General features: G+C 62.2%; 21 protein-coding genes and 1 pseudogene. 13 read left to right on the top strand and 9 right to left on the bottom strand.

The window, feature by feature from the left end; translation table 11 throughout:
- The first annotated feature begins 30 nt into the window (after positions 1 to 30).
- Both N2A41_RS23975 and cysK read left to right on the top strand, forming a co-directional pair.
- Complete coding sequence (locus tag N2A41_RS23975) at positions 31 to 648, top strand: LysE family translocator (protein WP_260109901.1); 618 nt, start codon at positions 31 to 33, stop codon at positions 646 to 648.
- Positions 649 to 792: 144 nt separating this feature from the next.
- A complete protein-coding gene (cysK, locus tag N2A41_RS23970) occupies positions 793 to 1755 on the top strand; it encodes a cysteine synthase A (RefSeq protein WP_260109900.1) in 963 nt (320 codons plus the stop codon).
- Between the two features lie 218 nt (positions 1756 to 1973).
- Here cysK and N2A41_RS23965 read toward each other — a convergent pair whose 3' ends face one another.
- From N2A41_RS23965 to rsmI, 8 genes and pseudogenes are all read right to left on the bottom strand, one after another.
- Positions 1974 to 2312, bottom strand: coding sequence for a hypothetical protein (locus tag N2A41_RS23965; protein ID WP_260109899.1), 339 nt, complete (start codon positions 2310 to 2312; stop codon positions 1974 to 1976).
- 79 nt (positions 2313 to 2391) lie between these two features.
- Positions 2392 to 2958, bottom strand: coding sequence for a hypothetical protein (locus tag N2A41_RS23960; RefSeq protein WP_260109898.1), 567 nt, complete (start codon positions 2956 to 2958; stop codon positions 2392 to 2394).
- A gap of 123 nt (positions 2959 to 3081) precedes the next feature.
- Positions 3082 to 3342, bottom strand: a pseudogene (locus N2A41_RS23955) (magnesium chelatase domain-containing protein); the annotation flags it as partial.
- A gap of 41 nt (positions 3343 to 3383) precedes the next feature.
- Positions 3384 to 4916, bottom strand: a complete 1533-nt coding sequence (locus N2A41_RS23950) for a YifB family Mg chelatase-like AAA ATPase (protein ID WP_260109897.1) — start codon at positions 4914 to 4916, stop codon at positions 3384 to 3386.
- A 267-nt stretch (positions 4917 to 5183) separates the two neighbouring features.
- Complete coding sequence (gene gshB, locus N2A41_RS23945) at positions 5184 to 6131, bottom strand: glutathione synthase (RefSeq protein ID WP_162115448.1); 948 nt, start codon at positions 6129 to 6131, stop codon at positions 5184 to 5186.
- Positions 6132 to 6217: 86 nt separating this feature from the next.
- Positions 6218 to 6721, bottom strand: coding sequence for a cupin domain-containing protein (locus tag N2A41_RS23940; RefSeq protein ID WP_222292340.1), 504 nt, complete (start codon positions 6719 to 6721; stop codon positions 6218 to 6220).
- 114 nt (positions 6722 to 6835) lie between these two features.
- On the bottom strand, positions 6836 to 7204 hold the full coding sequence (locus N2A41_RS23935) for a YraN family protein (RefSeq protein WP_222292337.1): 369 nt from the start codon (positions 7202 to 7204) through the stop codon (positions 6836 to 6838).
- Positions 7194 to 8111 (bottom strand): 16S rRNA (cytidine(1402)-2'-O)-methyltransferase, encoded by a 918-nt coding sequence (rsmI, locus tag N2A41_RS23930; RefSeq protein ID WP_260109896.1) that lies wholly within the window; start codon positions 8109 to 8111, stop codon positions 7194 to 7196. The genes N2A41_RS23935 and rsmI overlap by 11 nt, the downstream gene beginning before the upstream one ends.
- Before the next feature lie 259 nt (positions 8112 to 8370).
- On the opposite strand from rsmI, the gene dnaN reads away from it, so the two are divergent.
- The 8 genes from dnaN to N2A41_RS23890 all read left to right on the top strand — a co-directional run bounded on the left by dnaN (position 8371) and on the right by N2A41_RS23890 (position 14291).
- Complete coding sequence (dnaN, locus tag N2A41_RS23925) at positions 8371 to 9489, top strand: DNA polymerase III subunit beta (RefSeq protein ID WP_260109895.1); 1119 nt, start codon at positions 8371 to 8373, stop codon at positions 9487 to 9489.
- Positions 9490 to 9543: 54 nt separating this feature from the next.
- Positions 9544 to 10455, top strand: coding sequence for a DUF72 domain-containing protein (locus N2A41_RS23920; protein ID WP_260109894.1), 912 nt, complete (start codon positions 9544 to 9546; stop codon positions 10453 to 10455).
- A 95-nt stretch (positions 10456 to 10550) separates the two neighbouring features.
- Positions 10551 to 11150, top strand: coding sequence for a phospholipid N-methyltransferase PmtA (gene pmtA / locus N2A41_RS23915; RefSeq protein WP_260109893.1), 600 nt, complete (start codon positions 10551 to 10553; stop codon positions 11148 to 11150).
- 1 nt (position 11151) lies between these two features.
- Positions 11152 to 11733, top strand: a complete 582-nt coding sequence (locus tag N2A41_RS23910) for a histidine phosphatase family protein (protein WP_162115455.1) — start codon at positions 11152 to 11154, stop codon at positions 11731 to 11733.
- A 6-nt stretch (positions 11734 to 11739) separates the two neighbouring features.
- Positions 11740 to 12447, top strand: coding sequence for an orotidine-5'-phosphate decarboxylase (gene pyrF, locus N2A41_RS23905; RefSeq protein WP_017966664.1), 708 nt, complete (start codon positions 11740 to 11742; stop codon positions 12445 to 12447).
- 23 nt (positions 12448 to 12470) lie between these two features.
- The gene (locus tag N2A41_RS23900; protein WP_170260360.1) at positions 12471 to 12758 is read left to right on the top strand and encodes a DUF1330 domain-containing protein; all 288 of its coding nucleotides are present in this window, start codon (positions 12471 to 12473) and stop codon (positions 12756 to 12758) included.
- 114 nt (positions 12759 to 12872) lie between these two features.
- Positions 12873 to 13853: a complex I NDUFA9 subunit family protein gene (locus tag N2A41_RS23895; protein WP_222292329.1), complete on the top strand. Its 981-nt coding sequence runs from the start codon at positions 12873 to 12875 to the stop codon at positions 13851 to 13853.
- A 285-nt stretch (positions 13854 to 14138) separates the two neighbouring features.
- Positions 14139 to 14291, top strand: a complete 153-nt coding sequence (locus tag N2A41_RS23890; protein ID WP_003544729.1) for a hypothetical protein — start codon at positions 14139 to 14141, stop codon at positions 14289 to 14291.
- A 219-nt stretch (positions 14292 to 14510) separates the two neighbouring features.
- Here the strand turns inward: N2A41_RS23890 and N2A41_RS23885 are convergent, their stop codons facing one another.
- Positions 14511 to 15308, bottom strand: coding sequence for an undecaprenyl-diphosphate phosphatase (locus tag N2A41_RS23885; protein WP_260057122.1), 798 nt, complete (start codon positions 15306 to 15308; stop codon positions 14511 to 14513).
- A gap of 232 nt (positions 15309 to 15540) precedes the next feature.
- On the opposite strand from N2A41_RS23885, the gene N2A41_RS23880 reads away from it, so the two are divergent.
- From N2A41_RS23880 to N2A41_RS23870, 3 genes are read left to right on the top strand one after another with little or no spacing between them, the layout of a single operon-like run.
- Positions 15541 to 16233, top strand: a complete 693-nt coding sequence (locus tag N2A41_RS23880; protein WP_017966660.1) for a glutathione S-transferase family protein — start codon at positions 15541 to 15543, stop codon at positions 16231 to 16233.
- 12 nt (positions 16234 to 16245) lie between these two features.
- Positions 16246 to 17403: a tRNA epoxyqueuosine(34) reductase QueG gene (queG, locus tag N2A41_RS23875; RefSeq protein WP_260057121.1), complete on the top strand. Its 1158-nt coding sequence runs from the start codon at positions 16246 to 16248 to the stop codon at positions 17401 to 17403.
- Positions 17403 to 18272 carry an SDR family oxidoreductase gene (locus N2A41_RS23870; protein ID WP_260109892.1) on the top strand — a complete coding sequence of 290 codons (870 nt, stop codon included), beginning with the start codon at positions 17403 to 17405 and terminating at the stop codon, positions 18270 to 18272. The genes queG and N2A41_RS23870 overlap by 1 nt, the downstream gene beginning before the upstream one ends.
- Positions 18273 to 18285 lie beyond the last annotated feature (13 nt).

The following is an 18285-nucleotide window of genomic DNA, read 5'->3' as shown; positions in this document are numbered from 1 at the left end:
TGGGCGGTGGAACCCCTGAGGGTTAAGAAGATGAGCCTTACCGACCTGATCACCTATGCCGGAGCGCTGTTCATCGCCGCGGCCATTCCGGGACCCGGGATCACCGCGATCGTCGCGCGTGCGCTCGGCTCGAATTTCCGCGAGACCTTCTTCATGGGTCTCGGCCTGGTGCTCGGCGACATGACCTATCTCACGGCGGTCATTCTCGGCCTTGCCTTCGTGGCGCAGACCTTCACCGAGGTTTTCATCGTCATCAAGATCGCCGGCGCCCTCTATCTCGGCTACATCGCCTGGAAACTCTGGACAGCGGGATTGCTGCCGCAGGATATCGCGGCACGCAAATCCACCAATATCGGCCTATCCTTCCTCTCCGGCTTGCTGGTGACGCTCGGCAATCCGAAGACGATGCTCTTTTATGTCGCCCTGGTGCCGACGCTGATCGATATCGGCAATATCGGCCTGCGAGACTATGCGATCCTGCTCGCCGTCACCTTCGTGGTGCTGATCGTCGTGCTCGTGCCCTATATGCTGCTTGCCTCGCGGGCTCGCACGATGCTGAAGCAGCCGCGCGCCTTGCAGGCGCTGAACCGGGTTGCCGCCGGCATCCTCGCCGGCACGGCCACCTTTATCGCCACGCGGGCGGCCTGAAATAAACATTCGGCAAGAAACGGTTTTCAAAGGTTTTTTTCTCTCCTGATCGCTCCTCCAGGTCGAACGCGGTCTGGCCTAGACGGGCCTTTGACCCTATTCTCCCCTCGATTTTAGGAGCAGGATTTCAAAGGGAGAGCACCCATGTCGCACAAGCCCGGCCGCGGCCGCATCTATTCCTCGATCACCGAGACCATCGGCGACACGCCGCTCGTGCGCTTCGACAAGCTGGCGCGGGAAAAAGGCGTCGTCGCGAACCTGATCGGCAAGCTCGAATTCTTCAATCCGATCGCCTCGGTCAAGGACCGCATCGGCGTCGCGATGATCGAAAGCCTCGAAGCCCAGGGCAAGATCACGCCCGGCAAGACGGTGCTGATCGAGCCGACCTCCGGCAACACCGGCATCGCGCTTGCCTTTGCCGCCGCCGCCAAGGGTTACCGGCTGATCCTCACCATGCCGGAGACGATGTCGGTCGAGCGCCGCAAGATGCTGGCGCTGCTCGGCGCCGAGCTGGTGCTGACCGAGGGACCGAAGGGTATGAAGGGTGCCATTGCCAAGGCCGAGGAACTGGCGTCCTCGCTTCCCGATGCCGTCATCCCGCAGCAATTCGAAAACCCGGCCAATCCCGAGATCCACCGCAAGACGACGGCCGAGGAAATCTGGAATGATACCGAAGGCACGGTGGACATCGTCATCTCCGGCATCGGCACCGGCGGTACGATCACCGGCGTCGGACAGGTTCTGAAAAGCCGCAAGCCCGAGATCAAGATCATCGCCGTCGAGCCGGCCGATTCGCCGATCCTCTCCGGCGGCAATCCCGGCCCGCACAAAATCCAGGGCATCGGCGCCGGCTTCGCGCCGAAGATCCTCGATACCGGCATCTATGACGAGGTCGTCACCGTCACCAATGACGAGGCCTTCGAACAGGCGCGCCTCGTCGCCCGGCTCGAAGGCGTGCCGGTCGGCATCTCCTCGGGTGCGGCGCTGACCGCCGCCATCAAGGTCGGCATCCGTCCGGAGAACGCCGGCAAGAACATCGTCATCATCATCCCGTCCTTCGCCGAACGTTATCTCTCGACGGCGCTGTTTGAGGGGCTTGGGAGCTAGGCTGGCTTTGGCCGCGGGTTTCCCGGACGTAAATCTTCGCAGAGTCTAGGGGCGCTTTGGCGCCCCTATTTGCTACGCCGCAGCCGTCAGTCTCTCTCGCCTGGAGGGCTCTCGATGAAATCGTCCGGCGGAAGGCCCCGCACGGAGTGAACATGCTTACGACGTAAGCAGTAATCGGTCACTACCACTAACACCGGGTCCCACATTCAAGGGGCCACCTATATGGACTGCGTGCTAGCTACAGGGTTCTTTTCCCAATACGTCGGCAGATAGGACAGGAACAGTTCGTCCAATGCACGGCAGCGATATTTGAACCATTTTCGGGAGCGCTTCCCCCGGAAACCTTTCCAGCGATGCTGTTCCCAAAGCAATTTCTCAATCCTCAGCAAGGTAATCCAAAGGTATAGCAGGCCGTGGGCAAGTGTCGCCCTCGACGCCTCACCTACGTCTCCGAGCATCGCGAGCGGTCGAGAGTTTCCAGCAAAATCTTCTGGATGAGCTGCAACAATGTGAGCAACAAAATTCACATGAACGAAGTTAGAAAGCCACTGATACATATCCTTTCTGACTTCGTTCGGCGTCTGATCGATTGGGATGGAAAGCGGATCGTCGTCTTCCAGCAGCGAAACGGCAGCCCTAAATTTTCGATGGAGATAGATGGCTTCTCCAGTGTTTGTAGCTCTCGTTAGGGTCTTCAAAGGATTTTATGAATTCTCGATACGTCGCTTCACTTGCCAAGACCATAATCAGCAAGTCCGCAGTCTCGATCACTCCTCTGAAGGTTGCTCGGGCCTGCCCTTCGAATCCATGAAGAATCAGTAGCCGAAAGGCCTGCATGGATTGGGCTAGGTTGGAGGCCAAAACATAGAAAACGGCATTAGGAGATGGCTGGACTGGTAATTGGGCTTCTGGCCATATCACTCGGCTTCGATGATGTGCATTCTTCAGCCCGAAGTGTGACAGGTCGCAGACCTGCAACAGCGCCAAATCATATAGGAGGCACAGGGGCTGTAGCGCTTGTTCAGCGGAATCATAGACGGTTTTACGATCCTGCCATATCGCTCCGAGGAAACCCGATATCTCATCTTCAATTGATTTTGCACTCTCGTCTGGGGATTCTCGTTGGCTCCTTTGTAAATCAGGGTGACTTGCTGCCGTGGCTTCGCATGCCGCTTTGAGCAGTTCATGTTCCTCGGGTTTCACGCTGAATCTCCGCATACAAATCATCTCGCCGCGAAACGACCGGTGGCGGCGACCCACATCCATAAATTCTGAACGCTCCAATTGGTAGATCGGCGACCTGCACGTCCTGGGCTAACTAACCACGAGCGCATTGGCGCCGATCGCAGCCGGCAGCGCGCCCGATATGGCGGCGATCGTGCCGTCGAGGTTGAGCTCGCCGACGACAACAAAATCCGACAGCGCATCGGCAGGAATGGCGCCGACGGCGGCCATCAGGGCGAGCGCGATCGGCAGATCGAAATGCGAGCCTTCCTTCGGCAAGTCGGCAGGCGCCAGATCGACCGTCACCCGCTTCGCCGGCAGCGCCTGGCCGGAGGCGTGGAGGGCGGCCTGCACGCGCTCGCGGCGACCGCCTTGTCAAACAGTCCGACAATTGCCCCCTCCCCTTACGCCGCAGCCGTCAACCTCTCCCCAGCGATCCTGTAGGAGATTGCTTCGGCGAGATGGATGCGGCCTACTGTCGGCTTGCCGTCGAGATCGGCCAGGGTGCGGGCAACCTTCAGCACGCGATGGTAACCGCGGGCGGAGAATTTCATCTTTTCGGCGGCGTCGCGCAGCAGCTGCAGGCCGCTGGCATCGGGCTCGGCCAGTTTCTCGATCATTGCGGTGGAGCAGCGGGCATTGGTGCCGATGCCCTTTGCGCCGGTGCTTTCGAAGCGCTCCTGCTGGATTTCACGGGCGCGGGCGACACGGCGCGCAACGTCGGCGCTGGTTTCGGCGGCCATCGGCCGGATGAGATCGGCGGCGGAGACGGCCGGGACGTCGATGCGGATATCGATGCGATCCATCAGCGGGCCGGAGATGCGGGCCTGGTAATCGCTCATGCAGCGCGGGCCGCGGGCGCAGCTATGGCCCGGCTCGCCGGCCATGCCGCAGCGGCAGGGGTTCATCGCCGCGATCAGCTGGAATTTGGCCGGATAGGAGACGCGGTGGTTGGCTCGCGCAATGACGCATTCGCCGCCTTCGAGCGGCTGTCGCAGTGCATCGAGCGCCTGCGGCGTGAATTCGGGAAACTCATCGAGAAAGAGCACGCCGTGATGGGCAAGCGAGGCTTCGCCCGGGCGGGCGCGTATCCCGCCGCCGACGAGGGCTGCCATGGTGGCGGAATGATGCGGCGTGCGGAAGGGCCGGCGATCGGAAAGCTTGCCGCCGGAGAGCTGGCCTGCGATCGAATGGACCATCGACACCTCCAGCAGTTCGGCGGCCGAAAGCGGCGGTAGGATCGACGGCAGCCTGGCCGCCAGCATCGATTTGCCGGAGCCCGGAGGACCGACCATCAAAAGATTATGGCCGCCGGCGGCGGCCACTTCGAGCGCGCGCTTGGCGCTTTCCTGGCCCTTGATCTCGGCGAGATCCGGCAGGTTTGCGGCATTGGCGCGGATCGACGCTTCCGGCCTGGACAGGACCTGCGTGCCGCGGAAATGATTGGCAAGAGCAATCAGGCTGCGCGGGGCGAGGATATCGACCTCGGCGCCTGCCCAGGCGGCTTCGGCGCCGCTTTCGGCCGGGCAGATCAGCCCCTTGCCGAGCGCATTGGCGCCGATCGCCGCCGGCAGCGCGCCTGAGATGGCGGCGATCGTTCCGTCGAGATTGAGTTCGCCGACGACGACAAAATCCGACAGCGCATCGGCAGGAATGGCGCCGAGCGCCGCCATCATGGCAAGCGCGATCGGCAGGTCGAAATGCGAACCTTCCTTCGGCAGGTCGGCCGGCGCCAGATTGACGGTCACGCGCTTTGCCGGCAGCGCCAGGCCGGAGGCGTGTAGGGCCGCCTGCACGCGCTCGCGGCTTTCGGCCACCGCCTTATCGGGCAGACCGACGATCTGCATGCCGACCTTGCCGGGCGCGACCATGACCTGAACCTCGACCGGCACACCTTCGATGCCCTGAAATGCCACCGTACTGACACGCGCGACCATATGCCCATCCCCTTGCCGCAAACTCTTATACCGCCCGCCGACCCCTCAAGCGCGTCGCATCGATGCGATGCGCTTCAGGTCTTTATTTGATGCATGTCGTGGCCCCAAAACCGTTTCGCACTTTTGGGCGACAGGCATTAAGGCCAGCGGTTGCAATCTGGCATGGCCGCTGGAATAAAACAAGAACAATCAAAGAACGTAGTCAGGCATTCGTTGTGACCTTGGTTGCGCTCGGCCGCGAGACCAGAACGGTCATGGGCGGCTGGCTCAGCCGCGCTTGCGCTCGATCGCATCCCAAAGCAGGCTGGCGATATCGGCGCCGCCGAACTTCTTGACCTCGCGGATGCCGGTGGGCGAGGTCACGTTGATCTCGGTCATGTAATCGCCGATCACATCGATGCCGACGAGCAGGAAGCCGCGCTCCCTCAGTGCCGGGCCGATGCGGGTGCAGATTTCCTGTTCGCGCGGCGTCAGTTCGGTCGCTTCGGCGCGGCCGCCGACATGCATGTTGGAGCGGCTGTCGTGTTCGGCCGGCACGCGGTTGATGGCGCCGGCGAATTCGCCGTCGACCAGAATGATGCGTTTGTCGCCCTTGCGCACGTCGGGCAAATATTGCTGGGCGATGAAGGGCTCGCGGAAAAGCTGGCCGAACATTTCGAGCAGCGAAGAGAGGTTGCGATCGTCGCGGGTCGAATGGAAGACGCCGGCGCCGCCATTGCCGTAGAGCGGCTTCAGGATGATATCACCCATCTCGTCGCGGAAGCGGCGGATCTCGTCGGCATCCTTGGTGATCAGCGTCTTCGGCATCAGGTCGGAGAATTCGGTGACGAAGATCTTCTCCGGCGAATTGCGCACCCAGGCCGGATCGTTGACGACGAGCGTCTTCGGGTGGATGCGCTCGAGCAGATGCGTCGAGGTGATATAGGCCATGTCGAAGGGCGGGTCCTGGCGCAGCAGCACGACATCCATAGTCGAGAGATCAACGCGCTCGGGCGCGCCAAGTTCAAAGTGATCGCCCTTGACGTCGCGCAGCACCATCGGCTCGACGCTGGCATAAAGCTTGCCGTCGCGAAAACTCAGGCGCTCGGGGGTGTAATGGAAGAGCCTGTAGCCGCGCGTCTGCGCTTCCAGGCTCATGGCGAAGGTGGAATCACCTGCGATATTGATGCCGGCGACATGGTCCATCTGGACCGCTACATTGGTGATCTTGGCCATTTCCATCCCTCGCTGAATGCCGGACAGATGTAGGTCGGCCAGATATCAAACGCAACGGTCAATCAAGGGCTTCCTGTCGCCGCTTTTCAGGCGGCGATGCCCTGGTTGCCGCCATTGCGCAGCATGTTGCGGAGGCGGTAGGCGATCGCCAAGGGCTTCGGGAAGGGCTTGCGCAGGAAGGCGACCTTGCGGACGTAATTGTCAACCCGCCAGCTCGCCCAGGTTCCGCCGGCAAAAAAGGCAACGTCGCCGGCACGCAGCGTTCGTTCGGTGCCGTCCTCGGCGGTGATATGGACCTTGCCTTCGAGGATCATCACCGTCTCGTCCCAGCCGAAATACCAGCGGAATTCGCCCGCCGTGCAATCCCAGATCGCCGTTAGTGACGCCTCGTCATGGCCGCGCGAATGTTCGGCGGTGCGGGCCTGCGGATTGCCGCTGACGATCCAGTCCGGATTGATTGGCGTGGATTTCAGCGGCAGTAGATCGCTCGCATGTGCGACGAAAGACTTGCCGGCCGGCTTCGCCACGACATACGGCACGGAGCGCGCGGCCGTGGCGACCGCACTTGCAAGCATCAGCTTCCAGGCCATGAAACAACCCCCAATTGTTATCCCTACCGAGGGGGTAGCAGAGAGTCGTAAGAACCTGGTTCACGCGGAAACTAAAAGTTTAACGATCCGGAAATCCGACGGGTCGAAAGGAGGTCAGAAGGCATCAATAAAGTGCCGCGGCAATCGGCCGGGCATAATCGCCACAATGTCGTAACGCTGGGAAAGGCGGGCTTGATCTGCCTGGCGGGCGAGCCAGAGATCGCTTGCCGCCCGTATGCGCTTCTGTGCGGCGGTAGAGACGGCATCGACTGCCGCGGCCTCGCCATGGCGGGCCTTGACCTCGACGAAGACGGCGAGATCGCCCTTGCGGGCGATGATATCGATCTCGCCGAGCCGGGTGCGGTGGCGCAGCGCCAGGATGCGGTAGCCCTTCAGCATCAGGAAGACGGCCGCGACATATTCCGACATGCGGCCCCGGCGCAGCGCCTTCCTTCTGATGGCGGTAAGATCACTATCGCCCATCAGCGTTCTTGATCTCCAGCAGGCGCTGGTAGAGCACCTTGCGCGGCAGGCCGGTGAGGCGGGCGGCCTCGGTCGCAGCAGCTGCCGTCGGCATTGACTTCGACAGGTCGGCCAGCATGGCTTCGATATCGGCCGCATCGGTCTCGGCCGGCTCCGGCGGGCCGATGACGAGGACGATCTCGCCCTTGACGTTTTCCACCTGCTGATAATGCGCCGCAAGGTCGGCAAGCGTGCCGCGGCGGAACTCCTCATAGGTCTTGGTCAGCTCGCGGCAGACGGAGGCTGGTCGAGTGGGCCCGAGCACATCGGCGGCGGCGAGAAGCGTTGCGCCGATGCGGTGCGGCGATTCAAAGAAGATCAGCGTCGCGGGTACTGCTGCAAGTTCGCTGAGACGGTCGCGGCGGGCCTTGTCCTTGGCCGGCAGGAAACCGGCGAAAAGAAAGGCATCGTTCGGCAGGCCGGAGCCGACAAGGGCTGCGAGCGGGGCCGACGCCCCGGGAATGGGAATGACGCGGTAACCTGCCGTTATCGCCTGCTGCGCCAGCCGATAACCGGGATCGGAGACGAGCGGCGTGCCGGCATCGGAAACCAGCGCCACCGAGCGGCCAGCTTCGAGCGCCTGCAGCAGCCTTGGGCCAGCCTCGTCGGCATTATGCTCGTGATAGGCGAAAGGGCGGTTCTGGATGCCGTAGCGGTCGAGCAGCACGCGGGTGACGCGCGTATCTTCGCAGGCAAGCACATCGGCGCCAGCCAGCGTTTCCAGCGCCCGCAGGGTGATGTCGCCGAGATTGCCGATGGGAGTGGCGACGAGATAGAGCGCCGGCTCCAGCGGCCGTGCCGGCACCGCCATATTGTGCAGGCGGAAGCTTCGCCGGCTGGCGGCGTCCGCTGTCGTTTCCTCATTCATGCCATTTGCTTTCGTCCCGCCGGCTCGTCGCCGGCACCGAACCCTTATGGGCGAGCCGCATCGCTTCGGCAAGGGTTCGGATTTCTGTGAGCATCGATCTGGAAAACCGCAAATGCAGGAGTGCCGACGTCCATGCCTCTTGCAAAGCAATGCTGAAGTCTGCCATTTTGCCCGTCCACTCCCCCGGCCTCAGGCCGGGACAGCATTCTTCGGGTGCTCGACGCGCCCGGACAGTCACGGTCGAAAGCGGTAGCATCCCATGCGTATTACTATTGAGCGGTCAAACCTGTTGAAATCGCTGAACCACGTCCACCGCGTGGTCGAACGTCGCAACACGATCCCGATCCTGTCCAACGTATTGCTCAAGGCGGACGGCCAGAAGCTCGACATGAAGGCGACCGACCTCGACCTCGAAATCACCGAGGCGACCCCGGCAAGCGTCGAGCAGCCCGGCGCCACCACCGTTCCCGCCCATCTCCTCTACGACATCGTGCGCAAACTTCCCGACGGCTCGGAAGTGCTGCTTGCCACCAGCACCGATGGCGGCGCGATGACCGTGCAATCCGGCCGCTCGAAATTCTCGCTGCAGTGCCTGCCGGAATCGGATTTCCCGGATTTGACCGCCGGCACCTTCACGCATTCCTTCAAGCTGAAGGCGACCGATCTGAAGATGCTGATCGACCGCACCCAGTTTGCGATCTCGACGGAAGAGACACGTTATTATCTGAACGGCATCTTCTTCCACACGATCGAGAGCAACGGCCAGCTGAAACTCAGGGCGGTAGCGACCGACGGCCACCGGCTGGCGCGCGCCGATGTCGATGCGCCCTCCGGCTCCGAGGGCATGCCCGGCATCATCATCCCGCGCAAGACGGTCGGCGAATTGCAGAAGCTGGTCGATAATCCCGAGGTGATGGTCACCGTCGAGGTTTCCGACGCCAAGATCCGAATGACGATCGGCTCGATCGTCATGACCTCGAAACTGATCGACGGCACCTTCCCGGATTATCAGCGGGTCATCCCGACGGGCAACGACAAGGAAATGCGGGTCGACTGCACGAGTTTCGCACAGGCCGTCGACCGCGTCTCGACCATCTCCTCCGAGCGTGGCCGCGCCGTCAAGCTGGCGCTTTCCGAGGGGCAGTTGATGTTGACCGTCAACAATCCCGATTCCGGTAGTGCGACCGAGGAAGTCGCCGTCGGCTACGACACGGATGCGATGGAAATCGGCTTCAACGCCAAGTACCTGCTCGACATCACCGCCCAGCTTTCCGGCGAGGAAGCGATCTTCCTGCTTGCCGATGCCGGCTCGCCGACGCTGATCCGCGACACGGCGGGCGACGATGCGCTCTACGTACTGATGCCGATGCGCGTCTGACGGGAACGAAGGCCGCCCATTGCCGTTTTTCCTCCTGTCAAAACGGAGGATCCCATGGTGAAAAAGACGGGAACGGTGCGCATCGGCATATCCGGCTGGACCTATGCGCCCTGGCGCGGCCAATTCTACCCGAAGGACCTGCCGCAGAAGCAGGAACTTTCCTACGCCGCCCGGCACTTCCGGTCGATCGAGATCAACGGCACCTTCTACGGATTACAGCGGCCCGAAAGCTTCGGCCGCTGGCGCGACGAGACACCGGAGGATTTCGTCTTCGCCGTCAAGGGACCGCGCTTCATCACCCATATGCTGCGGCTGCAGGATATCCAGACGGCGCTCGCCAATTTCCTCGCCTCCGGCGTTTTGCGGCTTGGCCCCAAGCTCGGGCCGATCCTCTGGCAATTCCCACCGAACATGGTCTTCGACCCATCCCTGTTCGAAAGTTTTTTGTCGCTGCTGCCGCACGACCGCGACGCAGCGATAGCGCTTGCCAAGCGGCACGACTGGCATATCAAGGCACCGGCCTGGCTTACATGCGACGGACATCAGCCGATCCGGCATGCGCTGGAGATTCGCCACGAAAGCTTCCGTGCACCCGCCTTCATCGAGATGCTCAGGCGCCACAAGGTCGCCCTCGTCTGCGCCGATACGGTGCAATGGCCGCTGCTGATGGATATCACCGCCGATTTCATCTACTGCCGCTTGCATGGTTCCGAAAAGCTCTATATCAGCGGCTATGAGGACGAAGCGCTCGACATGTGGGCACAACGCATCCGCGCCTGGGCCACGGGCGAAGAACCTGACGATGCGACGCGGGTGCTGGCGCCCGTACCAGCGCGCAACAAGGGCCGCGACGTCTATCTCTATTTCGACAATACCGACGTGAAGCTGCGCGCACCCGTCGACGCCGATCATTTGAGCGAAAGGCTTGCCGATCTCATGCCGGGTTCGGCGCCGAAAGCCGCATGAGCTGTTGATGTCGATGTCCTTGTTGCGAAAATCCTTGTCCCTTAAGCGACAAGCGGCATATTAAGGCATTCGATCAACATGCGGACGGGTGGAGAATGCGCTTACGGGTCAAGGTGAAGGAACGGCTGGGCAAGAGGTTCGACGACGAGATCCGCTTCTTCCGGGGCATGATGCAGGGGCCGAAGACGGTGGGCTCGATCGTGCCGACCTCCTCGATCACGGCGAAGCGCATGGCAAGCGTCGTCGACCTCCACTCGGGGCTGCCGGTGCTCGAACTGGGGCCCGGCACCGGCGCCATCACCAAGGCCATCCTCGGCCGCGGCGTCCGGCCGGAAAATCTCGTGGCGATCGAATATTCGACGGATTTCCACGAACATCTCAAGCGGACCTATCCCGGCGTGCACTTCATCAACGGCGACGCTTTCGATCTTCAGACCACTCTTGGCACTTTCAGCGGTCTCACCTTCGATTCGGTCGTCTCGGGCATTCCGCTTCTGAATTTCCCAATGGCGAAGCGCATCTCGCTGCTCGAAAGCCTGCTCGATCGACTGCCGGCCGGCCGGCCAATGGTGCAGATTTCCTACGGCGCGATCTCGCCGATCGCCGCCAATCCCGACCGCTACCATATCCAGCATTTCGACTTCGTCATGCGCAACATTCCGCCGGCGCAGCTCTGGATCTATAAGCGCGGTTGAGATGTTCGGGATCTATATCACTCATCCGCAAGTCAGGATCGACGCCAACGTGCCCGTGCCGAAATGGGGGCTTTCCGATGTGGGCGCCGCGCGCGCGCGCAAGGCGGCCGAAAGCGGCTGGGCCAGGCAATTGCGGCGCATCGTCTCCAGCGACGAGACGAAGGCGATCGAGACGGCCGAAATACTGGCGGAAGCTTCCGGCGTGCCCGTCGAGGTCGTGCACGGCATGCACGAGAACGACCGCTCCGCCACCGGCTTCCTGCCGCCGCCGCAATTCGAAGAAGCCGCCAACTGGTTCTTCGCCCATCCGGAGCAGAGCTTCAAGGGTTGGGAGCGCGCCGTCGATGCGCAGACCCGCATCGTCGAGGCCGTTAATGCCGTTCTTGCCACGCATGATGCGACGGCGCCGATCGCCTTTGTCGGCCATGGCGGCGTCGGCACGCTGCTCAAATGCCACCTGGCGGGCAGGCCGATCGGCCGTGACCGCGACCAGCCCGGCGGCGGCGGCAATCTCTATGCTTTCGGCCTTGCGGATCGCCGCTTATCATGCGACTGGACACCCATCGAAGACTGGCAGGGGTGACTTCAGATGGACGCACGCGAGCGGTTGATCGTCGGCCTGGATGTTCCAACGATCGGCGAGGCGGAAAGACTGGTTTCCACGCTCGGCGACGACATTCTCTTCTACAAGATCGGCTATCAGCTGGTCTTTGCCGGCGGCCTGGAATTCGCCCGCGACCTTGCCGCAAGCGGCAAGAAGATCTTTCTCGACATGAAGCTGCTCGATATCGACAACACCGTTGCCTCCGGCGTCGAGAACATCGCCAAGATGGGCATGTCGATGCTGACGCTGCATGCCTATCCGAAAGCCATGAAGGCGGCGGTCGAGGCCGCGGCCGGCTCCGGCCTCTGTCTGCTCGGCGTCACCGTGCTGACCTCGATGGATGCCGATGACCTTGCCGAGGCCGGCTACAGCCAAGATCCGCACAGCCTGGTGCTACGCCGCGCCGAACAGGCGCGCGCAGCCGGCATGGGCGGTATCGTCTGCTCGGCGGAGGAAGCGACAGCAGTGCGCGAAATCGTCGGACCCGACCTGGCGATCGTCACCCCCGGCATTCGCCCTGATGGCAGCGACAGGGGCGACCAGAAGCGGGTGATGACGCCTTTCGACGCGCTGAAGGCGGGAGCGACGCATCTCGTCGTCGGCCGGCCTGTCGTCAAGGCGCCGGATCCCCGGGATGCCGCCCGCGCGATCCTCAGCGAGATGGTGAGCGCACTCTGGCCGGCAAACCGCTAACCAGGGACAAAAGGGAGAAGACCATGGCCAAAGGATACTGGATCGCCCGCGTCGACGTTCGCGATACCGAGCGCTACAAGGATTACGTGGCGGCGGCCAAGCCGGCCTTCGAAAAATATGGGGCGAATTTCCTGGCGCGCGGCGGCGCCTTCACCGAACTCGAGGGCAAGGCTCGCGCCCGCAACGTGGTGATCGAATTCCCCTCGATGCAGCATGCGGTCGACTGCTACAATTCGCCGGAATACCAGATCGCCGCCAAAATCCGCCAGGAAGTCGCGGATGCGGAAATGGTCGTCGTCGAAGGCGTCTGAGCGCCTTCGCATGCGCCAAAAAACTGACGGCGTGATGGGCCTTCCCGTCGCGCCGGGATTCGTCTAAGACGAGAGCCAATTCAGCATCCCGCAAAGCCTTTCGAGGAGCCTGCCATGACCCTTGCCAACCTGCCGCCGCTCGTTACCGTGTTCGGAGGGTCGGGCTTCGTGGGCAGGCACGTGGTTCGGGCGCTGGCCAAGCGCGGCTATCGCATCCGCGTCGCGGTGCGCCGTCCAGATCTCGCCGGCTTCCTGCAGCCGCTCGGCAATGTCGGCCAGATCTCCTTCGTCCAGGCGAACCTGCGCTACCGCAGCTCGATCGACCGCGCCGTCGACGGTGCGAGCCACGTCGTCAACTGCGTCGGCATTCTGCACGAAACCGGCCGCAACACTTTCGACGCCGTGCAGGAATTCGGCGGCCGTGCGATTGCTGAGGCGGCGCGCGGCGCAGGTGCGGCGCTGACGCATATTTCGGCGATCGGCGCCGACGCGAAATCCGATTCCGACTATGGCCGCACCAAGGGCCGCGCCGAAACAGCCATCCTCTCGGTCAAGCCCGATGCAGTAATCTTCCGTCCGTCGATCGTCTTCGGACCGGAGGACAGCTTCTTCAACAAATTCGCCGAGATGGCACGCATGTCGCCAATCCTGCCGCTGGTTGGCGGCGGCAAGACGAAATTCCAGCCTGTCTATGTCGAGGACGTCGCCGAGGCTGTCGCCCGCGCCGTCGACGGCAAGGTCGCCGGCGGCAAGGTCTACGAACTTGGCGGGCCTGAGGTGCTCAGCTTCCGCGAATGTCTCGAGACGATGCTGAAGGTAACGTGCCGCAAGAACCGGCTGATATCCCTGCCCTTCGGCATCGCTTCGATGATCGGCAGCATCGCCTCGCTGATCCCCTTCATAACGCCGCCGATCACGCCGGATCAGGTGCGCCTGCTGAAGCGCGACAATGTCGTCTCCCGGGAAGCCGAGGCGGAAGGCCGCACGCTGAAGGGCCTCGGCATTACGCCCACCATGGTGGCATCGGTGCTCGGCTCCTATCTCGTGCACTATCGTCCGCACGGCCAATATACCGGCACCGGCAAGGCCGCCTGAGCATCTTTTCCAGACGATGAGATTTGGCCGTCTGCGGATCCCGCGGGCGGCCTTTTGGCGTTGCCGTGTCCCGCAAAGCCCGGCGCAAGTTTGAAGTGTTCTGGTGCTCGGCATATTCAGCGGCGTGGCATAAAAGACGCATCGGAATTTTTGTGGAATTAACGCCAAATTTAGCAGGAACGTTTATTGCTATTTGCCATTCCACTGACTACCAAACCCGCGCGTCTTCCAACGGACTCAACGCCAGCGGTCGCGCGCGGCAATCACTGTGAAAGGCAATTCTCGATGGGCAAGTCAATCGCGCTCCTGTTTGCGTGTGCGGCGCTGGTTATCCTTGCAGGCTCTTTCGTTGCGCCCGGTTCGGTCGCGGCGGTGAAGGGCGATTGCTCGCCGGCCTACGGCGTCGATCCTTGCTCGACGGCTTCGATCATCCATTGACGAAAAGCCTGGCCCCTGCGCCGGCATCCTGCTCCAACCAAGCAGTCGATCGGAACGCCTGAAACAGGGCGCTCGACAGTGAACGTCATGTCTCGCCTGCCCCTCAATGACTAACTGAGAGATCGGCACATTGCCGGTAATCGGGTGCCTGTTTGTGCGGTCCGACGGGGCATTTGCATTCGCGCCGGGAGTTGCGCGAATGCAATAAGGACGGATGTCTCAGGCAATGAAGCCGGTCGCGGCCATGCCGAGCAGCAAGACACCGAGAATGATGCGGTAGATGGCAAACAGGGTAAACCGGTTGCTTCTGATATAAGCAAGCAGCCATTTGACGGCGATGAAGGCAACGATCGTTGAGACGACGAAGGCGATGCCGAGCGCCGTCCAGTCTTCGCCTGCCGCTCCGCCATCCTTAAACGTCTTCAGCAATTCATAGCCACTGGCGGCATACATTGTGGGTATGCCGACGAGAAAGGCGAATTCCGTCGCCGCAGCGCGGTTGCCCGTGCCTGCCAGCATCGCGACGAAGATCGTGGCGCCGGAGCGCGAGGTTCCCGGGAAGACGCCGGCAACGATCTGGGCGATGCCGACCAGGATGGCGACAAGCCAGGTGATCTCCTTATGAGGCGGCCTGCGGGCGGCGGCCCATTCGGCAAAGATCATCCAGATACCGCCGATGATGAGCGCCCAGGCGATCGGTGTTGCGGTCTCCGGAAGTTCAAAGCCGAGCTTCTTGACGATCAGTCCGAGAATCGCGGTGATGAGAAAGGCGACGATCAGCTTGGCGGCATAATCGCGGTTGGCGGGGTCGCGCCAGCCAAGCACCAGATCCAGCAGACGACGCCAGTAGATGATGGTGACGGCGAGGATGGCGCCCGCCTGAATGACGATGTTGAACATGTCCGACCGATGTCCGAGCCATTGCTCGGCAATGATCAGATGGCCGGTGCTCGAGATCGGCAGGAACTCGGTGATCCCCTCTATGACACCGAGAATTGCAGCATTTATATAATCCATACATTGTCTCCGGTTTAAAGTTCGGTCGGGCCTGAGCGCTTGGGCCGATCAGACTGCCGCTTCCATTCGTTCGTTAGACCGTGTTTCGCCATTATCAGATGGCCCGAAAAATCCGATTCGCTTGTATTGGCGGGGTCAAACTCCTATAGCTTCAACCAATGAGTCATGACTAGGGCGCTATAATCGAGCTGCCACACAGTCCTGTAACAGCAATCACAACGCCCGAGTATCGATGCCCACGCTTTATCATCATCCCATGTCATCCGCATCTCGCTTCGTCCGGCTGATCCTGGCGGAATACGGCTATCAGGCGGATCTGATCGACGAGCAGACATGGGAGAAGCGCCGGGATTTCCTGGCGCTCAATCCGGCCGGCACGCTGCCGGTCTATGTCGACGACAGCATGCGCGCGCTTTGCGGCGCGAGCGTCATTTCCGAATATCTGGACGAGACGCATGGCGTCTTGAAGCGCGACCGGCGGCTGCTCGCCGAAGACCCTTTCCAGCGGGCCGAAATCCGCCGGCTGACCGAATGGTTCATGCAGAAGATGGAAAACGACGTGACCAAGCCGCTCGCGCGCGAGCGTGTCTATAAGTTGCAGATGAGCGCCGATCAGGGCGGCGGAGCGCCGGATTCGAAGGTTTTGCGCACGGCTCGCGCGAATATCCGCCAGCATATGCGCTACCTCACCTGGCTTGCCGGCTCGCGTCAATGGCTGGCGGGCGAGCGGATGAGCTATGCCGACCTTGCCGCTGCGGCCTCGATCTCGATCCTCGATTATCTCGGCGAGATCGAGTGGGCGGATTCGCCCGTCGTCAAGGACTGGTACCAGCGGCTGAAGTCGCGTCCGTCCTTCCGGCCGATGCTGACCGAGCGCGTACGCGGCCTGACACCGGTTTCCCACTATGCCGATCTGGATTTCTGACGAGGGCTCTTCATGCCCGAACCTGACAATGACGACAAAGAACGCCGGCGCCGCGACAATTTGACCGAGTTCGTCCGGGCGGAATCTGCCGCCAAGGGCTTCGATCTCTGCCGCATCACGCGCCCGGATGCGATCCCGCAAGCGAAGGAGCGTCTCGGCCAGTTCATCGATGCCGGGCGCCACGGGACGATGGCCTGGATGGCGGAGACGCGCGACCGGCGCGGCGATCCGCGCACACTCTGGAGCGAGGTACACTCCGTCGTCGTCTTCGGCCTCAACTACACCCCGGAAGAAGATCCCCGCGGCATTCTCGACAAGCCTGATAAGGCGGCGATTTCGGTCTATGCCCGCAACCGCGATTATCACGACGTCATCAAGGGCCGGCTGAAGGAGATCGCCACGCGCTTTGCAGCGCGGGCGGGCGCCGATGTCAAAGTCTTCGTCGATACGGCGCCTGTGATGGAAAAGCCGCTGGCGGAGGCAGCCGGGCTCGGCTGGCAGGGCAAACACACCAATCTCGTCAGCCGCGTTCATGGCTCCTGGCTGTTTCTCGGCACGATGTTTACCACCGCCGATCTTGCCGTCGACGCACCGGAGACCGATCATTGCGGCTCCTGTCGCGCCTGCCTCGACATCTGTCCGACGGCTGCCTTCCCGGCGCCTTACCAGATCGACGCGCGGCGCTGCATCTCCTATCTGACCATCGAGCACAAGGGGCCGATCGACGCCGATTTGCGCGTGCTGATCGGCAACCGCATCTACGGCTGCGACGACTGTCTTGCCGCCTGTCCCTGGAATAAGTTTGCAAGCTCCGCCTCCGAGATGAAGCTCAAGGCGCGGGAAGATCTGAAGGAGCCGTCGATCGCCTTTCTGCTGACACTCGACGATGCCGCCTTCCGCACCTTCTTCAGCGGCTCGCCGGTGAAGCGGATCGGCCGCGACCGCTTTATCCGCAACGTGCTGATCGCCGCCGGCAATTCCGGCGACAAGGCGTTCATCGGGCCATGTCGCGAACTTTCGGAGGATCCCTCGCCCATGGTGCGCGGCATGGCGGTCTGGGCGCTTTCACGGCTGATGGAGGCTGACGAATTTGCGGCCTTTGCCGCACAAAGGGCGGATGAGAGAGATGACGACGTATTGAACGAATGGCGATTGGCAGGAGTGGGCTGATGCATGTGATGATCTTTGGCTGCGGTTATTCCGGCATGGCAATCGCCAAAGCCTTTGCCGGCGACGGCGTGCGTGTTTCCGGCACCACGCGCTCACCTGACAAAGTGGAAGCGCTCCGCCGAAACGGCATCGAAGCATTCCTTTTCGACGGCGAGAGCATGGAAGAGGGGCTCTGCCATGCCTTGGAAGGCGTCACCCATCTGGTGCAGTCGATCGCCCCTGGAAAGGCCGACCCACTGCTGCGGCTGCTCGGTAAAGACCGCGCACGCCTGCTGCCGAAGCTCGAATGGATCGGTTATCTCTCGACCGTCGGCGTCTATGGCGATCACCAGGGCGACTGGGTGAGTGAGGAAACGCCGTGCCTGCCCGTTTCCGGGCGGTCGACCGAGCGGCTCGAGGCGGAAGAGGGCTGGCTGGCGATGGGCCGGGAGCGCGGCCTGCCGGCGGCGGTGCTTCGCCTTTCCGGAATCTATGGGCCGGGACGCAACGCCTTCTGCAATCTGGACAAGGGCACGGCGCGACGGCTGATCAAGAAGGACCAGGTGTTCAACCGCATCCGCGTCGAGGATATCGGTGCGGCGACACACTTCCTGTCGGAGCGCGGCCTCGGCGGCATCTATAATATCACCGACGACCGGCCCGGCCCGCCACAGGATGTGATCGTCGAGGCAGCCCGCCTGATGGGGGTGGAACCGCCGCCGGAGCAGGCGTTCGAGACCGCCGAATTGACGCCGATGGCGCGCACTTTCTACGGCGAGAACAAACGGGTTTCGAATGCGAAACTGAAGGCCGCCGGCTTCGCATTTTCCTTCCCGAACTATCCTATGTCGCTTGCGCAATTGTGGCGGGACGGATGTTGGCGCGGTTAGGACGCAGTCTTGT

The sequence above is a fragment of the Rhizobium sp. SRDI969 genome (genome assembly GCF_025152725.1).
Classification (GTDB): domain Bacteria; phylum Pseudomonadota; class Alphaproteobacteria; order Rhizobiales; family Rhizobiaceae; genus Rhizobium; species Rhizobium leguminosarum_I.
This window is presented reverse-complemented; position numbering and strand designations above follow the sequence as displayed.